Below are 20988 nucleotides of genomic sequence, written 5' to 3'. Positions count from 1 at the left end.
CCGGAATCATTTGGAACAATAGATTTTCACTGTCTAGTGACATATACTCAGCGGTCAAACCCAATGCAATGACTTGAAAATCAGTCATTTTTGGTCTTCTTCCTACTTTTCTGCTGTCTACCAGAATGTTCAATGACTCGATAGTTTTAAGAATTCTATTATAATTTTTTACTAATTTTGACATGCATATTGGGGTTTGTTTGGCGACTTTAATATACTGAATTTCAGCATATTAACCCAATATGCACTTTCAAATTTCTTGCCATTCTATTTCACCCAACGGGTATATACATTACTAAAATTCCAGACGCGGCAACAGTGAAAACAGTATTAATCATTGACGACGAAGAAAAACTTCGCTCGCTATTAGCAAGGGTAATCAAGGCAGAGGGGTTTGAGGTAATCGAGGCAGGTGATTGTAAATCGGGCCTGAAAGCAATAGAAAATCCTGTGATTGATGCTGTTTTGTGCGACGTTCGGCTTCCGGATGGAAACGGAGTAGAACTTGTACCAATGCTGAAGTCTCGCAATCCCAATGCGGAGATCATTCTTCTTACTGCAAACGGGAATATCCCGGACGGGGTTCAGGCAATGAAAAACGGTGCGATGGACTATATAGTGAAAGGCGATGACAATGATAAAATATTGCCAATACTGGACAAGGCAGTCGAAAAGTCACAACTTCAGAAGAAAGTCAAAAAGCTTGAAGCCATCGTCTCCAGTAAGTTTTCGTTTGATGCCGTAATCGGAAATTCTCAACCTATTCAGGAAGCGATTAATCTGGCCAAAAAAGTGGCTCCTACGGAAGCTGCGGTACTTTTAACGGGAGAAACAGGTACAGGTAAGGAAGTTTTTGCACAGGCAATTCATTACAGTAGTCACCGGGCAGATAAGAATTTTGTAGCGCTTAATTGCAGCGCTTTTGGAAGGGAAATGATTGAAAGCGAATTATTTGGATACAAACAGGGAGCTTTCACAGGTGCGCTGAAAGACAAACGCGGACTTTTGGAGGAAGCACATAACGGGACTTTGTTTCTCGATGAAATAGGGGAACTACCACTCGACCTGCAGGCGAAGTTGCTCAGGGTGTTGGAAACACATGAATTTATCAAATTGGGTGATACAAAACCGAGCAAGTCAAACTTTCGTCTGATTGCGGCGACTAACAGAGATCTGAAAACGGAATCCGAACAGCACAGATTTAGAGCTGATCTTTACTTCAGGCTTAACGTGTTTCAGATTACCCTACCGCCCCTCAGACAAAGAATTAAAGATATTCCGTTGCTCCTGGATTTTTTTCTGGATTATTACACCAAGCAGACCAACAAGCCGAACCCGGGATACACTGCGGACTTTGCAAAAGCACTTGAACGTTACGCATGGAATGGTAATATCCGTGAATTGAAAAATGTAATTGAGAGGGCTGTGATCATCAGTGATGGTAAGTTGGATATATCAGTTTTACCCTCCGATTTTCGGGATACTGTTTCTACAGCCAGTGAGAGTTTGTCTTCATTTTCGATGGAAAGTGTCGAAAAACAGCATATTCAAAAGGTTTTGAACCACAGTCAGGGAAATAGGGCAGAAGCTGCGCGGCTGCTGGAAATAGGAATTGCCACATTGTACAGGAAAATAGACGAGTTCGGTTTGGGCAAGTCCGGTAAACAATAGGCTTCTTTCCCTTCTATTTTGATAGATGATTTATCAAAATGATAGGGTTTTAAAATGGTATGTTTTAATTTAATTTTAATTATAATGTTGATATTCAGTTGATTGTGTATTGTTTGGTTTGTCTGGTACATACTTGGTAGTATCTGCTTCAAAAAGTAGAAAAATGAAAACTACCAAATCTTATTTATCAGACAATTTAAACAACATCCATCATGTTAACGCTTCTTCTCCTCGGTGCAGGTTGCCTGTGCTTTGCTGTCCTTTATCAATCTGTATCATTTTTTGAAAAGATCTGAAAATATGGGCGCTCTACTTATTATATCCATTTCAGTGTTTGTCTACATGTGTTATGTATTGATTAAACCCGAAAAATTCTAATTCCTCTTTCATGGCAGAGACGGACGCGGATCCGTCAGCCGCTTTAAGACTGAAATATATTTTCAAAATGAACACAGAAATTTTTGGCGTCACCGCCACGTACGTTGTCACGATCCTTTTGGCGATTCCACTAGGTAAATACATTGCTAGAGTATACGGTGGAGAAAAGACACTGTTGGATCCCGTTATCAATCCGTTAGAAAATGTGATTTTTCGTTTTAGTGGAATTGACAGAAAATCACAAATGAACTGGCAACAGCATTTGATCAGTATGCTCACGATTAATTTTGTATGGTTTCTGCTTTGCATGTTTATGCTGATGAACCAGGGATGGTTACCACTAAATCCTGACGGGAATCCGGGGCAGTCTGCTGACCTGGCATTCAATACAAGTATCTCCTTTATGGTGAATTGTAACCTGCAACATTACTCCGGCGAAACTGGCGTAAGTTATCTTTCGCAGCTGTTTTTAATGTTTTTACAGTTTGTCAGCGCCGGAACAGGTATGGCTGCAGCGGTAGTACTTTTTAAGGCATTAAAAGAGAAAACATCCGGTCAACTTGGGAATTTTTACAATCTGCTGCTGGTCTCGTGTACCCGCATTTTGCTGCCGGCATGCATTGTGGTGGCTACCCTTTTGGCTTTCAATGGTACGCCCATGACCTTCGAAGGTAAGGATCATATCGTTACTATGCAGGGCGATACTGTAGGTGTCTCAACGGGTCCTGTGGCAGCTTTTGTGGCTATCAAACATTTGGGTACCAACGGGGGAGGATACTATGGTACCAACTCGGCACATCCTCTGGAAAACCCGAATTACCTGACGAATATGATAGAAATGTCAGCACAAATGATCATTCCGTTTGCTATGATTTTTGCTCTCGGTTTTTTCCTGAAGAGAAAGAAAATGGCCCGGATGATTTTCGGGGTAATGACAGCAGGCTTTCTTATCCTGTGTGTACCGACGATCATCTGGGAAAGTCAGGGTAATCCTGCGATAGCAAAATTGGGGATAGATATGAGCTCCGGAGCCATGGAAGGGAAAGAGATCAGGTTCGGAAGTGTGGCCTCTGGTTTTTGGAGTATAGCCACCACCGTTATTTCAACAGGTTCAGTGAATTCGATGCACGATAGCGGTATGCCGTTGTCGGGAATGACGCAGCTATTGGCCATGATGACCAATGCATTCTATGGTGGTTGTGGCGTCGGAATTTTGAATTTCTTCATTTACATCATACTTGCTGTATTCATCAGCGGGCTGATGGTGGGGCGCACACCGGAGTTTTTAGGTAAGAAAATTGAGGCGCGGGAAATGAAAATTGCTATGATCGTGGCCTTATTACACCCATTTCTGATTCTGGCAGGCACCGCCCTTACGGCATCATTCCCTGCCATTACATCAGCCACAACATCTAATCCCGGTTTCCATGGCTTCAGCCAGATCTTATATGAATTCACTTCTTCAGCAGCGAACAACGGAAGTGGTTTTGAGGGGCTGGGCGACAATACGCCGTGGTGGAATATCACTACTGGGATTGTGTTGCTTCTTTCCCGTTTTCTCCCGATTATCGGTCCGGTGGCCATTGCCGGACTACTCGCGAACAAGAGGTCTGTGCCCCAAAGCGCTGGTACGCTACCTACAGACTCAGCCACATTTGGTATGATGATTTTTGCGGTAATCGTTATCATAACAGCACTCTCATTCTTTCCTGCACTAACGCTCGGGCCTATTGCTGAGTATTTCAGCCTTTAATATTTAACACTCAGATTTTAAACTTAAACAGATAACCAACGGCTCATGCCGACGGGGCTGTCATGTACAATGAAAAATCAAAATACTTCCTTATTTCAGAAGGATTTAGTCAACGAAGCATTAAAACAATCGCTGATCAAGCTGAATCCGAGAATCATGTTTCGCAATCCGGTCATGTTTACCGTGCAGATAGGAACATTTATTATGCTGGCAGTTTGTCTCTGGATCTTATCCGGGCACGACTCACAAGGCAGTTTTGCCTATAATTTTACTATTTTTCTTATCCTTCTCCTTACTTTACTTTTTGCCAATTTTGCAGAGGCTATTGCAGAAGCCAGAGGTAAAGCGCAGGCGGAAAGTCTGCGGAAAACCCGCCAACAAACGCCCGCCAAACTGGTTGTTGAAAACAAAAAAGGCTTCTCAATTGCCACGCAGGAGGTGATGTCGGCACAAATGAAAAAAGGGGACATCTTTATCTGTGAGGCAGGTGATCATATTGCTACGGATGGAGAGATCATCGAAGGCATGGCAAGTATTGATGAAAGTGCTATCACAGGTGAGTCTGCTCCTGTAATCCGCGAGGCAGGTGGGGATAAAACCAGTGTGACGGGGGGTACCAAGGTGCTGTCAGATCGGATAAAGGTAGTGGTAACAGCCGCGCCTGGTGAAAGCTTTCTGGATAAAATGATAGCGCTGGTGGAAGGTGCCAGCAGAAAGAAAACGCCTAATGAGATTGCACTGACTATACTTTTGGCTGGATTTACACTCGTGTTCATTATTGTATGTGTTACGCTGAAACCCTTCGCAGATTATGCAAACACACCCATCACGATCGCCGCTTTTATTTCACTTTTTGTTTGTCTGATCCCAACCACCATCGGAGGGCTCTTATCAGCGATTGGAATTGCCGGTATGGATCGTGCCCTGAGAGCGAATGTGGTCACGAAATCGGGGAAAGCGGTGGAAACTGCGGGTGATATTGATGTGTTGCTGCTGGATAAAACGGGAACGATCACGATCGGAAACAGAAAAGCGACTCATTTTTACGCGGCTGATGGAATTGATCAGAACCGTTTCATCAAGGCAGCAGTACTTAGCTCTATAGCCGATCAGACACCGGAGGGAAAATCAATACTCGAACTGGCCGGAGCCACGGAAGACACTTATGAGTTAGCCAATCCCACCTTTATCAGTTTTACTGCGGAAACGCGAAGTTCAGGGGTTGATTTTCAAAATACGCGCATACGTAAAGGAGCCTTTGATGCGATCAGAAACATCGTTATTCAGGCAGGCCATGTTTTCCCGACACAAATAGAAAACAAGGTGAGGTCGATCTCCGGCAACGGAGGTACACCGCTTGTTGTAACAGAAAATGAACAGGTACTGGGTGTGGTTGAACTGCAGGATATTATCAAACCAGGTATTACCGAGCGCTTCGAACGACTTCGGAAAATGGGTGTAAAAACAGTGATGGTGACTGGCGATAATCCATTAACAGCTCAATTTATAGCTCAGAAAGCAGGTGTAGATGATTTTATTGCCGAAGCAAAACCGGAGGATAAAATGAACTACATCAAAAACGAGCAGGAAAGTGGTAAGCTTGTGGCCATGATGGGGGATGGCACCAATGATGCACCGGCCCTTGCACAAGCCGACGTAGGTGTAGCGATGAACAGCGGTACGCAGGCAGCCAAGGAAGCCGGGAACATGGTGGACCTGGATAATGATCCGACAAAACTCATTGAGATTGTGGAGATTGGAAAGCAGCTTTTGATGACACGAGGCACACTTACGACCTTCTCCATCGCCAATGATGTTGCCAAATATTTTGCCATTATCCCTGCATTGTTTATTACCAGTATTCCGGCGCTGGAAGGTCTGAATATCATGCATCTGAGTAGCCCCGAAAGTGCGATTTTGTCAGCAGTAATCTTTAATGCAATCATCATCCCGTTTTTGATTCCGCTGGCGCTGAAAGGTGTAGCCTACAAACCAATCGGTGCGAGTGCTCTATTGAGGAGAAACCTGCTTATATACGGTCTGGGAGGTATTCTGATTCCGTTTGCCGGGATCAAAGTCATCGACCTGATCGTCAGTATCTGGATATAAACAGCTGTTGGCAATTAGCTGTAAGCGATTAGGATTGTAAGTAAACACTATAAAATAATTTTCAGCTACTACTTAGTAACATCAACTTAAAACATTAAAAATATGAAATCGAATATCATTCCGGCAATCAAATTAACGGTGGCAACCATTGTATTGTTCTGCGGTATTTATCCTGCAATTATCTGGGCGCTGGCACAGTTTACACCAAGTGGAGGAAAAGGAGAATCGCTGACAGTTGAAAACAAAAGGTATTACGCCAACGTCGGGCAGAATTTTACTCAGGATAAGTATTTCAATGGCCGTCCTTCTGCGGTAGAGTACAATTCGGCATCCAGCGCGGGCAGTAACAATGCCATGTCGAATGGTGAATATCTGACCACGGTGCAGGCCAGAATTGATACTTTTCTCATTCATAATCCTGCTGTAAAGAAAAGTGAAATACCCGTTGAACTTGTCACTGCGAGTGGTAGCGGTCTGGATCCTGACCTTTCTCCGAAGGCCGCTTTGGTACAAGTTAAAAGGATTGCCGCTGCCCGCAGGATACCTGAGCAGCAACTTCGCCAGCTCGTCTCTGGGCATATTCAAAAGCCATTTTTAGGTTTGTTCGGACCTGAAAACGTGAACGTGCTCAGATTGAATGTGGCTTTGGAAAAATTATAAATACACTTCACGCAGCAGATACTCCGCTGCTGCAACACAATCACTCAATTATTTCTTTCAATGAAAACTTTACTTTTTACACTAGCAGCATCCATTAGTTTCAATAGCCTTATAGCTCAGGAGGAGGAAAAGACACCCAATCCGTTAACGATCAGCGGTTATGTCGAGGTCTATTACAACTATGATTTTAACCGTCCTGTTAATAATACAGCACCGGGCTTTTTATATAATTTTAACAGGACAGGGGAGGTTAATTTGAATCTGGGTTATATCAAAGCGAATTATAAGAATGAACGGGTAAGGGCAAATCTGGCACTTGCTGCGGGAAGTTACATGAATGCCAATTATGCTGCGGAAGCCGGTATTCTTAAAAATGTATTCGAAGCTAATGTTGGTGTGAAGCTCGCAAAAAACGCTAATCTTTGGCTTGATGCCGGAATTATGCCTTCACACATTGGTTTTGAAAGTGCTGTTGGCAGGGACAACTGGGCATTGACGAGAAGTCTTGTTGCTGAAAATACGCCTTATTTTGAGTCGGGGGTAAAGCTGGGCTACACTACCGAAGACGGAAAGTTATACCTGGCTGCAATGTACCTGAACGGATGGCAAAGAATTCAAAGGGTTGATGGAAACAGTTCTCCTGCCTTTGGAACTCAGTTTACATATAAGCCTTCAGAATCAGTGACTTTGAACTACAGCACTTTCATAGGTAATGACAAGCCGGATAGTGTAAGACAAACGCGTATCTATCACAACTTTTATGGCATCATGCAGCTTTCAGAAAAATGGGGATTAACAGCCGGATTTGATTACGGAATGGAACAAAAAGCCAAAGGCAGCAGGCAGTACAATAATTGGTTTGTTCCTGTCATGATCGTGAGGTATACCGCCTCGCCAAAGTTGAGTTTCGCTGCGAGAGGGGAATATTTCAGTGATGAAAAAGAGGTCATTATTACAACGGGTAGCAATAACGGATTCAGGACTACAGGCGTTTCCGTCAATATGGATTATGCGCTGTTTGATAAAGTACTATGGCGATTGGAAGTGAGAAGGTTAAGTAGTAACGATGCCCTGTTTGCTAAAAAAACGAACGAAGGTTTTGGCAGGAACAACCTGTTTGCGACTACCAGTTTATCCATTGTATTCTAAAATCATCTGAGCTGTGCGCCGGGAGCGTCTGATTATAAGTTGTAAAAAGCATTCTAATAGCTATGTCTGAGATTAATCTTCATGCGCAGCATTTTCTGGAAATGATCAAAAAATCCAGACGCGGGAAATTCAAGATCTATATCGGCATGAGTGCCGGAGTAGGGAAAACGTATAGGATGCTTCAGGAGGCGCACAGCTTGCTTGCTAGTGGCGTTGATGTCAGGATTGGTTATATCGAAACGCATAACCGTAGCCAGACACATCAGTTGCTTCATGGCCTTCCCGTCATAGACCGCAGAAAACTTTTTTATAAAGGAAAGCAACTGGATGAAATGGATTTGCAGCGTATCATCAGCCAAAGACCTGAAGTCGTTATTGTGGATGAACTGGCACATACGAACATTGAAGGCAGCAAAAACGAGAAACGTTGGCAGGATGTGATTGAAATCCTGGAAGCAGGGATCAGTGTTATCAGTGCAGTCAACATCCAACATATTGAAAGTTTACATCAGGAGGTCAAAAGAATTACTGGTATTGATGTTACCGAGCGGATACCGGATCGTGTGTTATCGCTTGCAGATGAGGTGGTAAACATAGACCTGACGGCTGATGAGTTAATTACAAGACTGAAAGAGGGGAAGATTTATTCCAAAGATAAGATAGAAACTGCGCTGACTAATTTTTTCAAAGCAGATCATATCCTGCAATTGCGCGAACTGGCATTGAAAGAGGTGGCAGGTCAGGTGGAGCGAAAAGTGGAAGCGGAAGTCCCCAGACCGGCAGCTGCAAGAAGAGAGAAGATCCTCGCCTGTATTAGTAGTAACCAGGTTACTGCAAAACATGTCATCCGCAAAACTGCCCGTCTGGCGAGTTATTACAATAGCAAATGGTTTGTACTTTACGTGCAGACGCCCTCGGAAAGTAAAGATAAGATTGCGCTCGATAAGCAGCGGCATCTGATCAATAACTTTAAGTTGGCCACTGAAATGGGAGCTGAGATTGTTCGTGTGCAGAACCGGAATGTCTCTGAAGCAATTATTGAGGTGGCTGAACAACAGCAGATTACTACGATTTGCCTGGGAAAACCGCATATTACTTTGCTAAGAGTGATATTGGCAACGAATATTTTCAATAACCTGTTGAAAAAATTGTCGAGCTCAGATATTGACCTTGTGATTTTATCCTGATCAAATCCTAACTTCGGCTCTTGCATTATGAAAATAAAAACAAAACTACGGCTGGGTCTGGGATTGCTGTTTTTGATGATCCTGGCGTTATCATTAATCGCTGCGAGGCATATTTATGTGCTTGAAAAGCAGACTGAAAATATCCTTCAGAACAATTACAAAACCCTGGATTACGCCAGAAATATGGCTTTGGCCCTGGATCAGCTGAACTCTGCTTCCGAAGCTGAACGCAGTTTTGAACAAAATCTTCAAAGTCAGAAGCAGAATGAAACGGAGCCCGGAGAAAGAGAGGCGACTGAGAAAATCGCGAGTCATTACGCTCAATTAAAGAAAGACGTCCGTAATCAACAGCTGCCGGTACTGATCCGGAATGATCTTGCTGAACTTACAAGGATAAACATGGAGGCGATTCAGGCCAAAAGTGATCGTGCGCTGGGTACTGTACAGTCTGCATTCATGTGGATTGCATTGGGTGGAACGATCTGCTTTGTGATTGCATTTACATTGCTTGTGAATCTGCCGGGAAATGTAGGTAACCCCATCCGCGAACTTACCGACAGTATAAGAGCAATTGCCGACAAAAGATATACGGAGAGGCTTCACTTTTCAGGAAACAACGAGTTTGGGGAATTAGCCAGATCTTTTAATACAATGGCTGAAAAGCTGGAAGAATACGACAGCAGTAATCTGGCCCGGATCCTGACTGAGAAAAAACGTATTGATACATTAATAAACAATATGCATGAGCCGGTTATCGGGCTGGACGAAAACAAAATTGTATTGTTTGCCAACGACCAGGCAGTCCGGATAACAGGCATGGAAGCCGCCGATATGATCGGTAAATCTGCTACTGAATTGGCTAGGTACAATGATTTGCTCAGGACTCTGATTTTGGAGAAACCAGGTACAGCTACTGTTTCCGGAGAACCGCTTAAAATATACGCTGATAACAAAGAGAGTTATTTCGAGAAAGAGGTTGTTGATATAACGATTTTTCCAACCGCAGAAAAGATTCCTCAGCACATCGGGCAGGTGATTCTTTTGAAAAATATAACCCCCTTTAAAGAACTCGACTTTGCTAAGACCAATTTTATTGCCACTGTATCACATGAGTTGAAAACGCCGATATCTTCAATTAAAATGAGTATTCAGTTGCTTGAAAATCAAAATACCGGCATCCTGAATCAGGATCAGCAGCAACTGATTTCCGGGATTAAGGATGATAGCAACAGGCTTCTCAAAATTACCGGAGAGCTGTTGAATATGTCGCAGGTTGAAACCGGCAATATTCAGCTCAACATACAAAGAAGTAGTCCTGGTGCGATTGTAAGCTATGCATTAGAGGCTGTGAAACTACCAGTTGAACAGAAGGACATCGAATTGATTGTGGATGTTGATAAAACTGTGGCGGATGTAAAAGCGGACATGGAGAAGACCGCCTGGGTGTTGATTAACTTCCTGACGAATGCGGTAAGATATTCCGGATATGGCAGCAAAATTCAGATCGGTATCATTGAGGCGGATCGCATGGTTCGTTTTTTTGTGAAAGACGAGGGGACAGGAATCGACAGCCGCTACAACAGCAAGATATTTGAGCGTTATTTTCAGGTGCCCGGAAGTTCAAAAACCGGAACAGGACTTGGCCTTGCAATTAGTAAAGAGTTTATTCAGGCGCAGGGTGGTACAATTGGTGTTGACAGTGAGATAGGAATGGGGAGTGTATTTTACTTTGAATTAGAAAAGGCGTAGCTGGAATAGAAAAAAAAGGGCAGACCTAACCGGTCAGCCCTTTTCTGTACTACAATCAATTCAATTTTACCTCACCATCACTGCACCAATCACTGGAGAGACCAGCACAAGTGATCATTCGGTAACAATGCAAAGAGGTAATTGTTGCCGATATACTGTCCTTCTGGTGAGCCAAGTTAAATGTTTAACTCACATTTAAGGTCTCGGCTTTTATACTTTACTTTTTTTTCCGGAGAATACTTTTTTGAAGACTGTAACCACGCCACAAGCAATCACTCCCACCACCAAACCAAAGGTAGCTTCTCTTAACATGGCAGGCCATTGAGCTGCTACATCATGTAAAAAGGGTACATGATGCGCAAAAATTCCACCTGAAACGAGTATCAATGCTACCGTTCCCACAGCTCCCAGAACTTTAATAACGATAGGCAGTGCCTTAATAAGACCGTGGCCCAGCGTTGCAAGTAAACCTTTGTCGTTGGATCGTTTTATCAGATTGAATCCCGCGTCGTCCATACGTACTATAAGTGCAACTATTCCATAAACGCCGATGGTGGCAATACTCGCCACTACCGAAACAGTTACTATTTCTACAAGAAACGGATTGAATTCAGACTTTAGCGATTCGTAGCCATCTTTTGCTGCCGCAAGTGCAATGATTACAATTTCCAGTGATAAAATAAAATCTGTGGTAATGGCAGACTTTACTTTTGTCTTTTCCGCTGTTTCCCCATCCTCAATAATATCGTCTGATTCTTCGATTACTTCGTGGCCTTTTTTAGCTCGATGAAACAGAAACTCAATAATTTTTTCGGCACCTTCGTAAGCTAGATAAATTCCGCCTATCACCAAAATTACTTCAATTGCAGGCGAATAGAGCCATTCCAGGAGGAATACCGCAGGTACAATAATCAGTTTATTAATAAAAGACCCCTTCATGATTTTCATCAGAACCGGAACTTCCCTGGAAGACAGAAATCCGGTGGCTTTTTCCGCATTTACGGCCAGGTCGTCGCCCAAAATACCTGCAGTCTTTTGCGTTGCCATCTTGCTGGTAACAGCTATGTCATCCATAAGGGCACCTATATCATCTAAAATTGCAAAAAAACCTGAGGCCATAGTTTAATATTGTTGTGGGAGTTTTATAATTTTTTATTGAAAATGTACTTTCAGAGGCATTTAAGCCCCTTTTGCTGTAAAGGTAGTAAACGGGTAGCAAACTATTTTAGCCTGCTTCCACCGATCCGGTAAAAGTTAAATAGAAATTAAAAAAGGTACAGCGGAATAACACCAATCAATTCTTTGTAGTGACGTTTGGATGTGAATCGTGACCGGAAGTTCTGGCCTGATCTCTTTTTTTATAGCTTAATCTTGATTTCCAGGTTACCGGAAGTGGAGTCATTTAATGACTCATATCTGACATACAGCTTTTTGGAGTAGAAGTCTCCGTAGGTGGTTACATTCACTTGGCCTTTTGGCAGCAGAATTTCGGTGGGATAGGAGGCAACTACTGTATCTGCAGTAATCTCCTGATCCGACCAGATTATCCTTGCATCATGACTGAGACTTCCTTCTACTGTGAAGTGGACAGACGTGTTGGCGATTCCTTTACTTTGGATTACGAATACGTCGTTAGCGTTCACGTCTTTTACCTGATGCGTAAAATTTTCGTCTTTAAGACCCAGTTCTTTACAGCCAGACAATATTGATGCAGTCAAAAGTAAAAAAAATGCGTGTTTCATAGATTTGTTACAGATGGAATGAAGGCAGGTAAAAGTAGTTAGTTTTTATGAGTATGTAACCAATTTAGCAGGCAGCGGCTCAACAGAACGGCAGGAAAGATAAAGTCGAATACGCCCGGGATTTTAGAAAATATCATACCGCCAAGAATTAATCCTGCTGTTACAGCAAAGTATAACCTCCTTAAAGTTGGAGAGGCACTATTCATACTTATCACAAAAATAAAGGGTATATGAAACGGCATTAAATAGAGTAATACCGGATTCCAGGAGGTAACATCATCATCCCGGATGACCCAAGGGAATAGCAAAAGCCAACCTGCTAATCCCGAGACACCGAACAATGTCAGGTCTAACCAGCGATCTGCTTTTTTGTTATACACATATCGTGCAATACTAAAAACGATCAGCAGTATGGCCAAAATAGTGAAAACGCCGTCCGGCGCTGATATCCAGGATCTGTATTCAGTATTGGCTTTTACAGAAGAAAACAGGGCCTGCTTACTTTTTACAAAGGGAATTTTGCGGCCGTTTGATTGCGTGACCGTAGCATTTTCAAGCTGAGCGGATAGTTGATCAGGCAGATACATCGCATTCCATCCATTCAATTGTTGATCAGAAGGATGCCCAATTGCCATATTCATTCCTAATTGATACCACGGTTTGTCCTCCAGGTACTCGTTCATCCAATCCCGGTACGACTTACCTGTCATTTCGGATTTGGTGGGAATTTCTAAACTATCTCCACACACCGCAGCAATCATATCCCGTGGTCTGGTAGCACAGTTGTCGTAGTAAAATTTGTACTGGTAGTATCTGTTCTGAAGTAGATAGTTTTTTTCCAAAGCGTCGAATAGCTGTTGACTCTGAGCATGGGAAAGATTCAGGATTTGTTCCGTAATACTACGGTTACTTTGCTGATAGTAGGGTAAAGCATCGGCCAGGCTGTGAACGGCAAGGTAATAGGGTAGCGTGCCTTGAAGAAATTTTAGGATAAATCCTTTCGCATGATGATTGAACCCACCATAACTGTAATTTCGGTCTATGCCAAGTTCAGTATCAACGAACCGGATTTCGGTATGTCCGAAGGCTGAGGATATATCATCGTCGCCAGGGCCATAGGTAATCAGACTGACTTTGGCGGAAGGTGACAGTTTCGTTCCGAAAGAAGGATGGAAAGTGAGACTTAACCCAAGAAGTAAAACATATAGAAATGTCTGTTCTATCCTGAAGGTTTTGCACTCTTTTATTTTTTTGAGGGATATGGTGATCATTTTGCAATGAATTTCCGAAAGGTCACTACTTTGAGTTATTGGGTGGCAAAATAGAGAATTAATAGGAATGATCTCCCTTCCGGCTAATTTGTATCGAACCTCACTTATGTTCCATCAGAAGTTGTGGTAGTTATTTTTGTAAATACGGGCGGGAAGATTCCTTCTACAGATTTTAGTAAACAGATAAGTATAATACTTATTTTTGTGCTTATAGTGCTAAATTTTGCAAAATGGCTTCTTCTATCGATCATGACCAAGACCTTTGGTGCCTGCTGAAAGCGGGTGATGAGGAAGCGTACTCTCAACTTTTTCGCAGGCACTACGCTTCCTTGGTCAGTTATGGCAAGTCTCTCACCTCACACCATATACTGGTTCAGGATTGCGTGCAGGAGGTTTTTATAGAAATCTGGATGTACAGAAACAATCTGGTCATACCATCATCTGTGAAGGCCTATCTTTTGTCTGGTGTGAGAAAAAGAATTGCAAGGAAACTGGAACGGGATCATATATTTCGGCATTCGGACGAGCTTGCAGATGTTAGTTGCGAGGTCAGTTTCACGGTCCTTGACGAAATGATCTCCGACGAGGAAACCAGGAATCAGGTGTACACACTTAACCACTTTATCAACCAATTGCCACGCCGTCAGCGCGAAGCATTGTATCTGAGGTATCATCAGGAGCTTGATATTGAGGAAATCGCACAACTATTACAGGTCAACTCACAGTCTGTATCCAATCTACTCCACCGTGGTATCAAGCATCTGAGAGAAATTTGGGTAGGAGAGCTTCCAAGCCTGCTGATATTGTTTTCTTTCTTATGTTAATTTTTTTATAAAAAAATTCAAAAAAGTGAGTATCGCGTAAAATTCTTGCCCTCTCCCGTTTGAAGAGAACCAGATTTCTATGCAATCCAAACGCTATAATACAGCTACTGAACTACTCGACAATCCTTCTTTCCGTCTTTGGATCAGGACAGGGCAGGATCATGATGGTTGGGAGCAGTGGCTTCTAAATAATCCCGACCAAAAGCAGCTTGTCAGACAGGCAAAGAATATGCTGCTGGCAATTGGGCAAATGCCTCCGCCCGACGAGGATCAGACCGAACTTGCTTTATCTCAGACCTGGGAGCGTATCCGCCATCTTGAGGAACCATCTATAAGACGTTCTATGAAATTATGGTGGAGAGCGGCAGCGGCCATATTGCTGACAGGAATTGGTTTTTGCGTTTACCTGCTTTCTTCACAGGGGAGTATTTCTATGCAAACAATTTCAGCCCTTTTCTCAGAGCAGCAGCAGGAGCAAATAAACCAAACTCAAAAGGAATTGGTGGTTAATCTGGAAGATGGCAGCTCAGTCATTTTGCAGCCCGGAAGCAAACTCAGCTATCCGGATCATTTTGAAAAAGCTGAGCGAAAAGTCCATCTTTCCGGGGAGGCATTTTTTGAGATCAGTAAGGATGCAAAAAGGCCATTTCTGGTGTATACCCGTGATGTTGTCACCAGAGTAGTAGGTACGAGTTTTCGTATCAAAGCAGGAGATGAAAATCCGGATGTAGAGGTGTTGGTAAAAACGGGTAAGGTGCTGGTGAGCGAGCTGACTGATTCCGGTGCGCATTCTCCGAAAAATGTTTCCCTTCTTCCTAACCAGTCGGTGAGTTTTGTAAAAGAGAAGAAAACTTTCAAAAAAATCGCCTCGGTCACTCCGTCGGAAAAACCGATAGACTATCTCACTTTTGAATTTGAGGACACATCTGTGGCAGAGATTTTCAAGGCTATAGAAAACAGCTATGGCCTTACGGTAGAGTATCCAAAAGCACTGCTTGATAAATGCTATTTGTCAACCTCGCTATCGGATCAACCTCTTTTGGAAAAAATGAAAATTATATGTGAAAGTCTGGGGGCCGATACCTCCTTTGAAATCAGAAAGGATAAAATTATTATTAACTCTAACGGATGCAGCCAGATATGACCTGATAAACTACGATTCTATCCCTCTTAAACAGCAAACCAGACATGCGCTAACATGTCCGGTTTGATTCAGACTCGCTACCCGATCCATTTCCACACAAACGGGGTATGAGCGTGTTATTGCCCAATTTTTCTAAATCAGTTGAAACAATAAACAGTCAAATCTATGAAAAAAACTTTGACCACCAAGCGGTTATTGTACCAGATCGTGATGAAATCATTACAACAAGTCTTCCTTGCTTTACTAGTGGCCAATCTGGTAATCGCCGCCCCGATTTCAGGCCAGAGTCTGCTGGAGCGGCCCGTGAGTTTGTCGGTGAATCACACCAGACTCCATGAAGTCCTTCGGCAGATTGAACGTGAAACAAGTATTAAATTCTCCTATAATTCCAGACTGCTTCCCCTCAAATCGGAAGTAAGCATGAAGGTGAAGGACAAACCGCTTTCGGTGGTTTTGGATGAGCTGCTGACACCTTTGAATATCAGTTTCAAGCAGGTAAGTAACCAGGTGGTATTGCGCCAGCAGGTTTCGGCTGCATTGCAGGTGGAGGCCATTGAGACACGCCCTGTCTCAAAAACCGGAACTAAAAATATTGACCGCTCATTGGGTGGAAAGGTTACTGACGAAAAAGGTGAAGGTCTACCCGGTGTGAGTATCGTGGTGAAGGGTAGCCAATTAGGAACGATTTCCGATGCAGATGGTTCCTACAACCTGATTGTTCCGGATGGTAGTCATGTCCTGACCTTTTCATTTGTGGGTTATTTGTCTGAGGAGGTAGCGGTTTCCGGTGACCAGACTCTGGTTAATATTGGGCTCAAAGTTGATCAGAAATCTCTGGAGGAAGTAGTTGTTGTAGGTTACGGAACAAAAAAGAAAAGTACAGTAACGGGATCTGTGGTAACAGTATCGGGACAGGAGATTGTCAAGAGCCCGGCTGTAAACGTAACGAACTCACTGCAGGGAAGATTACCGGGTGTAATTGCATCTAACCGTACCGGAGAACCGGGCCGCGATGATGCACAGATTTTGATTCGTGGGCGTAGTACATTTGGTAATAATCAACCATTACTTGTGATTGATGGCGTTCCCCGTCCGACAGAAGGCTTGGGGCGTATTGATCCTCAGTCCATTGAAAGTATAACGGTTCTGAAAGATGGATCTGCAGCCATTTACGGAGCAAGAGCGGCCAATGGTGTTATTCTGGTAGAGACCAAACGTGGTGTTGAAGGTAAGCCTCGTTTTGATTTCTCGTATAATCAGGGTTTCAGTCAGCCAACCAGAATATTGAAAACTACCGATGCTGTGACCCATGCACTTGCCCGTAATGAGGCTGCTGTGCGTAACGGAATGACAACTATGCCATTTACGGATGCAGAAATTGAGTTGTTCCGAAACGGTTCTGACCCGATTTTGTACCCTAATACCGACTGGGTGAAAGAAACAGTGAAGCCCTGGACACCTCAGAATAAGATGAATCTGACGATCAATGGGGGAAGTCAGCGGGTACTTTACTTTTTTAACTTTGGGATGGTGAATCAGGATGGCCATTTCAAAAATAATCCGACCAGCTATAAGCAGTTCGAACTACGCTCCAATATCGATGCGAACATCAGCGACAATCTGCGTGTGTCTCTTAATATTGCCGGCCGGTTGGAAAAGCGCATGTATCCTTCAACGGGAACCTGGGTGAATTTTGTGAATATTCTTTCTGCCTTACCAACCATTCCGGCACGTTATCCTAATGGACTGATTACAGCCGGTCGCCTTGGAGAAAATCCTCTGCTGCGTGATCAGGTTGGTTTTCTGCGTCAGGAAAGTCTGCCGATCCAAACCACACTTTCAGCCCGTTACAAAGTTCCTTTTATTAAAGGGATGACAGTCGACGGATCCTATAGTTTTGACTTTACCCATGATTTTAACAAGACTTTCCAGAAGCCTTACAGTTACTGGCAGTATGTACCTGCAACGAAGGAGTATATCAATGTAAAGTCCACATTCTATGCGAATCCTTACGTTCAGGACTATTTTAACCGTGTTTTTGTTCAGACATATAACATTCGCCTTGGCTATTCCAGAACATTTGGTGATCATAATATTGACGCCATGCTGGGAGCTGAAAGAGCGCAGAATAAAGGAAACAATTTCTCCGGTTCAAGAAGAAACTTCCCTACTACAGCATTATTGGACCTTAATTTCGGAGGTTCCAGTCTGGGTGATATCAATAGCGGAGGATCATCCTTTTTGACCCGCCGCGACAACTACTTCGGACGTGCCGGTTATAACTTTAAGGAAAAATACATGGCTGAATTTTTGTTCCGCTACGATGGTTCGCCCATTTTCCCGGAAGACAAACGCTATGGCTTCTTCCCGGGTGCTTCTCTGGGCTGGCAGGTATCGCGTGAGACATTTATGAGTAATGTACATGCGGTTGACAGATTAAAGCTACGTGCGTCGTATGGTGAGCTGGGTAATGACAACGTAAGCGATGCATATGCCTATTTGCGGACTTATTCAATCGGACGGTCCTATAATTTCGGAGGAGTTGATGTATTGGGACTGAATCCCGGTGTACTTCCTAACTTGAACTATACCTGGGAGGTGTTGAGAACTTTTAACTTCGGATTGGATGCTTCGTTATGGAAATCGAAATTAGGAGTTGAGTTTGATGTATTTACACAAAAACGTTCCAGCATACTGGCTGCACGGCAGCTAAGTATTTCTGATTCGTATGGTTTCGCCGGACTCCCGCCTGAGAATATCGGAAAGGTATCCAACCGCGGTTTTGAGTTAGTGCTTTCTCATAACAACAACTTCCGTAATGTAAATTTCTCTGCGAAAGGTAACTTCTCTTTTGCACGAAATAAATATATCTATTTTGACGAGGTGCCTAAAGCAGCTGCTTATCAGAACCAAACCGGCAAACCAATAGGTGCGCAGTTGGTGTGGCCTACCGGCGGTATATACCGCAGTCAGGAAGAAATCAACAATTCAGTTCATAAACCTGAAGCACGCGTAGGCGATGTGATTTATCTGGATTACAATGGGGATGGTGTGATCAATGCCAATGACCAGTATCGCCTAAATAAATCCGAAACGCCTGAGATCGTATTTGGTCTGGACCTGAATGCGGGTTATAAAAACTTCGACCTGACCCTTTTCTTCCAGGGGCAAGGTAATGCTGTCTATTTTCCTGGTATTACAGGACTGGGTGGTGCCAGCAACAGTGCACAGTTCAGAGCTGAAGATCGCTGGACTCCTGAGAATCCGAATGGAAGTATGCCAAGAGCAGGCGCGGATTTTCCTCAGATGAGCGAGTTTAACATGTACAGTGCTTCGTTTGTAAGACTGAAAAATCTGGAGCTGGGTTATACACTGCCAAAAGGATTATTTTCTAAAATCGGACTGACGAATGTGCGCGTTTATACCAATGCGTTTAACCTGCTCACTTTTAGTAAGGTAAGTTTCATGGATCCTGAAGGAAGGGCTGATGGAAATGATCCGAACTCTACACGAACGGATGCCAACTACTATCCGCAACTCAGAGTTTTTAATGCTGGTGTTAACCTATCTTTTTAATCTACGATCATGAAGAAGAGAATAATATTAATGATAACGCTGGCGATGAGTATGGCCGGCTGCAATGACAATTTCCTTGACATCACCCCTCTGGATCGTATTGTCGATGAGCAGGTATGGCAGGATGAAAATCTGGTAACACTGTATGTGAATGGCTTGTATGACGGCGTTCCACATGGATTTACCACCAACAGCTGGTCGAAATATACTGATGAAGCATACGGGGATAATACCTGGCTTATGGGCGCATGGAATCCGGACAATATCACTGGCTATGCAGCCGATGCTAACTATATAGACTATTACAAACGTGCTTATCAGTATATCCGCAGGTGCAATATTTTTCTGGAAGAAATCGGGACATCCTCTGTGCCTGAAGCAAACAGGTCAGCACTGACGGCTCAGGTGAAATTTAACCGGGCCTTTATTTACGCAAATCTGCTTTGGCGCTATGGCGGTATGCCCATTGTGGAACATATTTATGATCTGCAGGATCGGGAGAAGATAAGCCGCAATTCCTATCAGCAGGTGCTGGATTATATTGTCAAAAATCTGGATGAAGCTATTCCTGCGCTTCCTGAAAAATATGCGCCGGGTAATATCAGCTTCGGGCGTGCTACCAAACATGCGGCGCTCGCACTTAAATCCAGGTTGTATTTATATTCGGCAAGTGCTTTGAACAATACGACTAACGATAAAGCCAAATGGCAACTTGCGGCAGATGCTGCGAAGGCGGTAATCGACCTGGGAGCAGCCTACAAGTTGGTAGATCGTTATGAAAATGCCTTTCTGGCTGTCAATGAAGAGATCATCTATGCACGTACTTTTAATGCCATCAATGGTCATTTGTATACTTTCACCAATGTGAATGGTACCTATGGAGGTTGGGGCGGTTTCGGAGGAAGAAATGTACCTTCTCAGAATTTTATCGAGCAGTATGAAATGGCTAATGGTATGTTGCCATTAAATGCGGATGGAACGGTCAATGCTGCTTCGGGCTACGATCCTCAGAATCCGTTTGTGAACCGCGATCCGCGTTTTTACCAGACCGTCATCTACAATGGAGACACTTTCCGACCGGAAGCACGCGGATCAGCTCCGGCCAAATACGATGTAACCCTTGGCGTATCAGGGTTTGATGCAGCAGGAAAACCAATACTGAACAACGTAAACGGAATCGACAATCCTCGGATTAACGGTGATAACTCACTGACAGGCTACAGCTGGAAGAAATTCATTGACCGCAGTCTGCCGATCAGCCGGTCCAACGGAGGCTATCCTCAGCCCTGGATTTTCTTCCGTTTGGGTGAAATTTATCTCAATTATGCAGAGGCCTTATTTGAGCTCGGTAATGAGACCGAAGCACGTACCTATGTGAACCTGATTCGTAAACGCGCGGGTTTACCTGACCTTGCGGCAACAATCACCGGTGCGGCGCTTCGCGATAGAATCCGCCACGAACGACAAATTGAACTTGTTGGTGAAGGTCACCGCTTTTTCGATGTTCGCAGGTGGAAAATAGCTCCGGTTTCAGAAGCCAAACATATCAGGGGAGTAGAGATTTACAAGCTACCTGATGGTAAACTGGTTTTTGAAAATAAAGTGCTGATCGAGCGGCCGGTATGGAATGATCAGTTCTATTGGATACCAATTCCCCGCACAGAGATCAATAAAGATTCTGGTTTGGAACAAAGCCCGTTATGGAATTAAGTCCGTTTGAATTTTGAGAGTTTCCGGTTATTGTCTGAGGATTTAGTGACCAGGCGGCTGCCGGA

The 20988-nt window shown here is 43.6% G+C and carries 15 protein-coding genes and 1 pseudogene; 12 read left to right on the top strand and 4 right to left on the bottom strand.

Annotated elements, in window-relative coordinates:
* Positions 1–184, bottom strand: a pseudogene (locus tag DSL64_RS29355) (IS982 family transposase); the annotation flags it as partial.
* 134 nt (positions 185–318) lie between these two features.
* On the opposite strand from DSL64_RS29355, the gene DSL64_RS24105 reads away from it, so the two are divergent.
* The 8 genes from DSL64_RS24105 (at position 319) to DSL64_RS24070 (ending at position 10656) form a co-directional block, all read left to right on the top strand.
* Positions 319–1671 carry a sigma-54-dependent transcriptional regulator gene (locus DSL64_RS24105; RefSeq protein ID WP_115833514.1) on the top strand — a complete coding sequence of 451 codons (1353 nt, stop codon included), beginning with the start codon at positions 319–321 and terminating at the stop codon, positions 1669–1671.
* A gap of 300 nt (positions 1672–1971) precedes the next feature.
* Entirely contained in the window at positions 1972–2049 is a 78-nt protein-coding gene (locus tag DSL64_RS29600) for a potassium-transporting ATPase subunit F (protein WP_115833519.1), read from the top strand.
* A 67-nt stretch (positions 2050–2116) separates the two neighbouring features.
* Positions 2117–3802 (top strand): potassium-transporting ATPase subunit KdpA, encoded by a 1686-nt coding sequence (gene kdpA / locus DSL64_RS24095; protein WP_115833518.1) that lies wholly within the window; start codon positions 2117–2119, stop codon positions 3800–3802.
* A 69-nt stretch (positions 3803–3871) separates the two neighbouring features.
* Positions 3872–5911, top strand: a complete 2040-nt coding sequence (gene kdpB / locus DSL64_RS24090; RefSeq protein WP_115833517.1) for a potassium-transporting ATPase subunit KdpB — start codon at positions 3872–3874, stop codon at positions 5909–5911.
* A 102-nt stretch (positions 5912–6013) separates the two neighbouring features.
* Positions 6014–6571 (top strand): K(+)-transporting ATPase subunit C, encoded by a 558-nt coding sequence (locus DSL64_RS24085; RefSeq protein WP_115833513.1) that lies wholly within the window; start codon positions 6014–6016, stop codon positions 6569–6571.
* Positions 6572–6631: 60 nt separating this feature from the next.
* Positions 6632–7720 carry a porin gene (locus DSL64_RS24080; protein WP_115833512.1) on the top strand — a complete coding sequence of 363 codons (1089 nt, stop codon included), beginning with the start codon at positions 6632–6634 and terminating at the stop codon, positions 7718–7720.
* 62 nt (positions 7721–7782) lie between these two features.
* Positions 7783–8907, top strand: a complete 1125-nt coding sequence (locus tag DSL64_RS24075; protein ID WP_115833511.1) for a universal stress protein — start codon at positions 7783–7785, stop codon at positions 8905–8907.
* A gap of 27 nt (positions 8908–8934) precedes the next feature.
* Positions 8935–10656 (top strand): HAMP domain-containing sensor histidine kinase, encoded by a 1722-nt coding sequence (locus DSL64_RS24070; RefSeq protein ID WP_115833510.1) that lies wholly within the window; start codon positions 8935–8937, stop codon positions 10654–10656.
* Between the two features lie 210 nt (positions 10657–10866).
* Here the strand turns inward: DSL64_RS24070 and DSL64_RS24065 are convergent, their stop codons facing one another.
* The 3 genes from DSL64_RS24065 to DSL64_RS24055 form a co-directional block, all read right to left on the bottom strand.
* Positions 10867–11775 carry a DUF808 family protein gene (locus DSL64_RS24065; RefSeq protein WP_115833509.1) on the bottom strand — a complete coding sequence of 303 codons (909 nt, stop codon included), beginning with the start codon at positions 11773–11775 and terminating at the stop codon, positions 10867–10869.
* A 239-nt stretch (positions 11776–12014) separates the two neighbouring features.
* Positions 12015–12398 (bottom strand): hypothetical protein, encoded by a 384-nt coding sequence (locus DSL64_RS24060; RefSeq protein ID WP_115833508.1) that lies wholly within the window; start codon positions 12396–12398, stop codon positions 12015–12017.
* Between the two features lie 38 nt (positions 12399–12436).
* Positions 12437–13669 (bottom strand): lipoprotein N-acyltransferase Lnb domain-containing protein, encoded by a 1233-nt coding sequence (locus tag DSL64_RS24055; protein WP_115833507.1) that lies wholly within the window; start codon positions 13667–13669, stop codon positions 12437–12439.
* Between the two features lie 230 nt (positions 13670–13899).
* On the opposite strand from DSL64_RS24055, the gene DSL64_RS24050 reads away from it, so the two are divergent.
* The 4 genes from DSL64_RS24050 to DSL64_RS24035 all read left to right on the top strand — a co-directional run bounded on the left by DSL64_RS24050 (position 13900) and on the right by DSL64_RS24035 (position 20923).
* On the top strand, positions 13900–14493 hold the full coding sequence (locus tag DSL64_RS24050; RefSeq protein ID WP_115833506.1) for an RNA polymerase sigma factor: 594 nt from the start codon (positions 13900–13902) through the stop codon (positions 14491–14493).
* Positions 14494–14572: 79 nt separating this feature from the next.
* Positions 14573–15637 carry a FecR family protein gene (locus DSL64_RS24045; protein ID WP_115833505.1) on the top strand — a complete coding sequence of 355 codons (1065 nt, stop codon included), beginning with the start codon at positions 14573–14575 and terminating at the stop codon, positions 15635–15637.
* A gap of 165 nt (positions 15638–15802) precedes the next feature.
* Complete coding sequence (locus DSL64_RS24040) at positions 15803–19213, top strand: TonB-dependent receptor (RefSeq protein WP_115833504.1); 3411 nt, start codon at positions 15803–15805, stop codon at positions 19211–19213.
* A 9-nt stretch (positions 19214–19222) separates the two neighbouring features.
* Positions 19223–20923, top strand: coding sequence for a RagB/SusD family nutrient uptake outer membrane protein (locus tag DSL64_RS24035; RefSeq protein WP_115833503.1), 1701 nt, complete (start codon positions 19223–19225; stop codon positions 20921–20923).
* The last annotated feature ends 65 nt before the right edge of the window (positions 20924–20988 follow it).

The organism is Dyadobacter luteus (genome assembly GCF_003383615.1).
Classification (GTDB): Bacteria; Bacteroidota; Bacteroidia; order Cytophagales; family Spirosomataceae; genus Dyadobacter; species Dyadobacter luteus.
The sequence above is the reverse complement of the archived record's forward strand: the minus strand, read 5'-3'. Positions and strand labels throughout refer to the sequence as shown.

What these genes read in the sequence shown, in the direction of transcription:
- DSL64_RS29600 (WP_115833519.1), top strand. Translation starts at nt 1,972, where the DNA reads ATGGGCGCTCTACTTATTATATCCATTTCAGTGTTTGTCTACATGTGT.
- kdpA (WP_115833518.1), top strand. Translation starts at nt 2,117, where the DNA reads ATGAACACAGAAATTTTTGGCGTCACCGCCACGTACGTTGTCACGATC.
- kdpB (WP_115833517.1), top strand. Translation starts at nt 3,872, where the DNA reads ATGAAAAATCAAAATACTTCCTTATTTCAGAAGGATTTAGTCAACGAA.
- DSL64_RS24085 (WP_115833513.1), top strand. Translation starts at nt 6,014, where the DNA reads ATGAAATCGAATATCATTCCGGCAATCAAATTAACGGTGGCAACCATT.
- DSL64_RS24080 (WP_115833512.1), top strand. Translation starts at nt 6,632, where the DNA reads ATGAAAACTTTACTTTTTACACTAGCAGCATCCATTAGTTTCAATAGC.
- DSL64_RS24075 (WP_115833511.1), top strand. Translation starts at nt 7,783, where the DNA reads ATGTCTGAGATTAATCTTCATGCGCAGCATTTTCTGGAAATGATCAAA.
- DSL64_RS24070 (WP_115833510.1), top strand. Translation starts at nt 8,935, where the DNA reads ATGAAAATAAAAACAAAACTACGGCTGGGTCTGGGATTGCTGTTTTTG.
- DSL64_RS24065 (WP_115833509.1), bottom strand. Translation starts at nt 11,775, where the DNA reads ATGGCCTCAGGTTTTTTTGCAATTTTAGATGATATAGGTGCCCTTATG.
- DSL64_RS24060 (WP_115833508.1), bottom strand. Translation starts at nt 12,398, where the DNA reads ATGAAACACGCATTTTTTTTACTTTTGACTGCATCAATATTGTCTGGC.
- DSL64_RS24055 (WP_115833507.1), bottom strand. Translation starts at nt 13,669, where the DNA reads ATGATCACCATATCCCTCAAAAAAATAAAAGAGTGCAAAACCTTCAGG.
- DSL64_RS24050 (WP_115833506.1), top strand. Translation starts at nt 13,900, where the DNA reads ATGGCTTCTTCTATCGATCATGACCAAGACCTTTGGTGCCTGCTGAAA.
- DSL64_RS24045 (WP_115833505.1), top strand. Translation starts at nt 14,573, where the DNA reads ATGCAATCCAAACGCTATAATACAGCTACTGAACTACTCGACAATCCT.
- DSL64_RS24040 (WP_115833504.1), top strand. Translation starts at nt 15,803, where the DNA reads ATGAAAAAAACTTTGACCACCAAGCGGTTATTGTACCAGATCGTGATG.
- DSL64_RS24035 (WP_115833503.1), top strand. Translation starts at nt 19,223, where the DNA reads ATGAAGAAGAGAATAATATTAATGATAACGCTGGCGATGAGTATGGCC.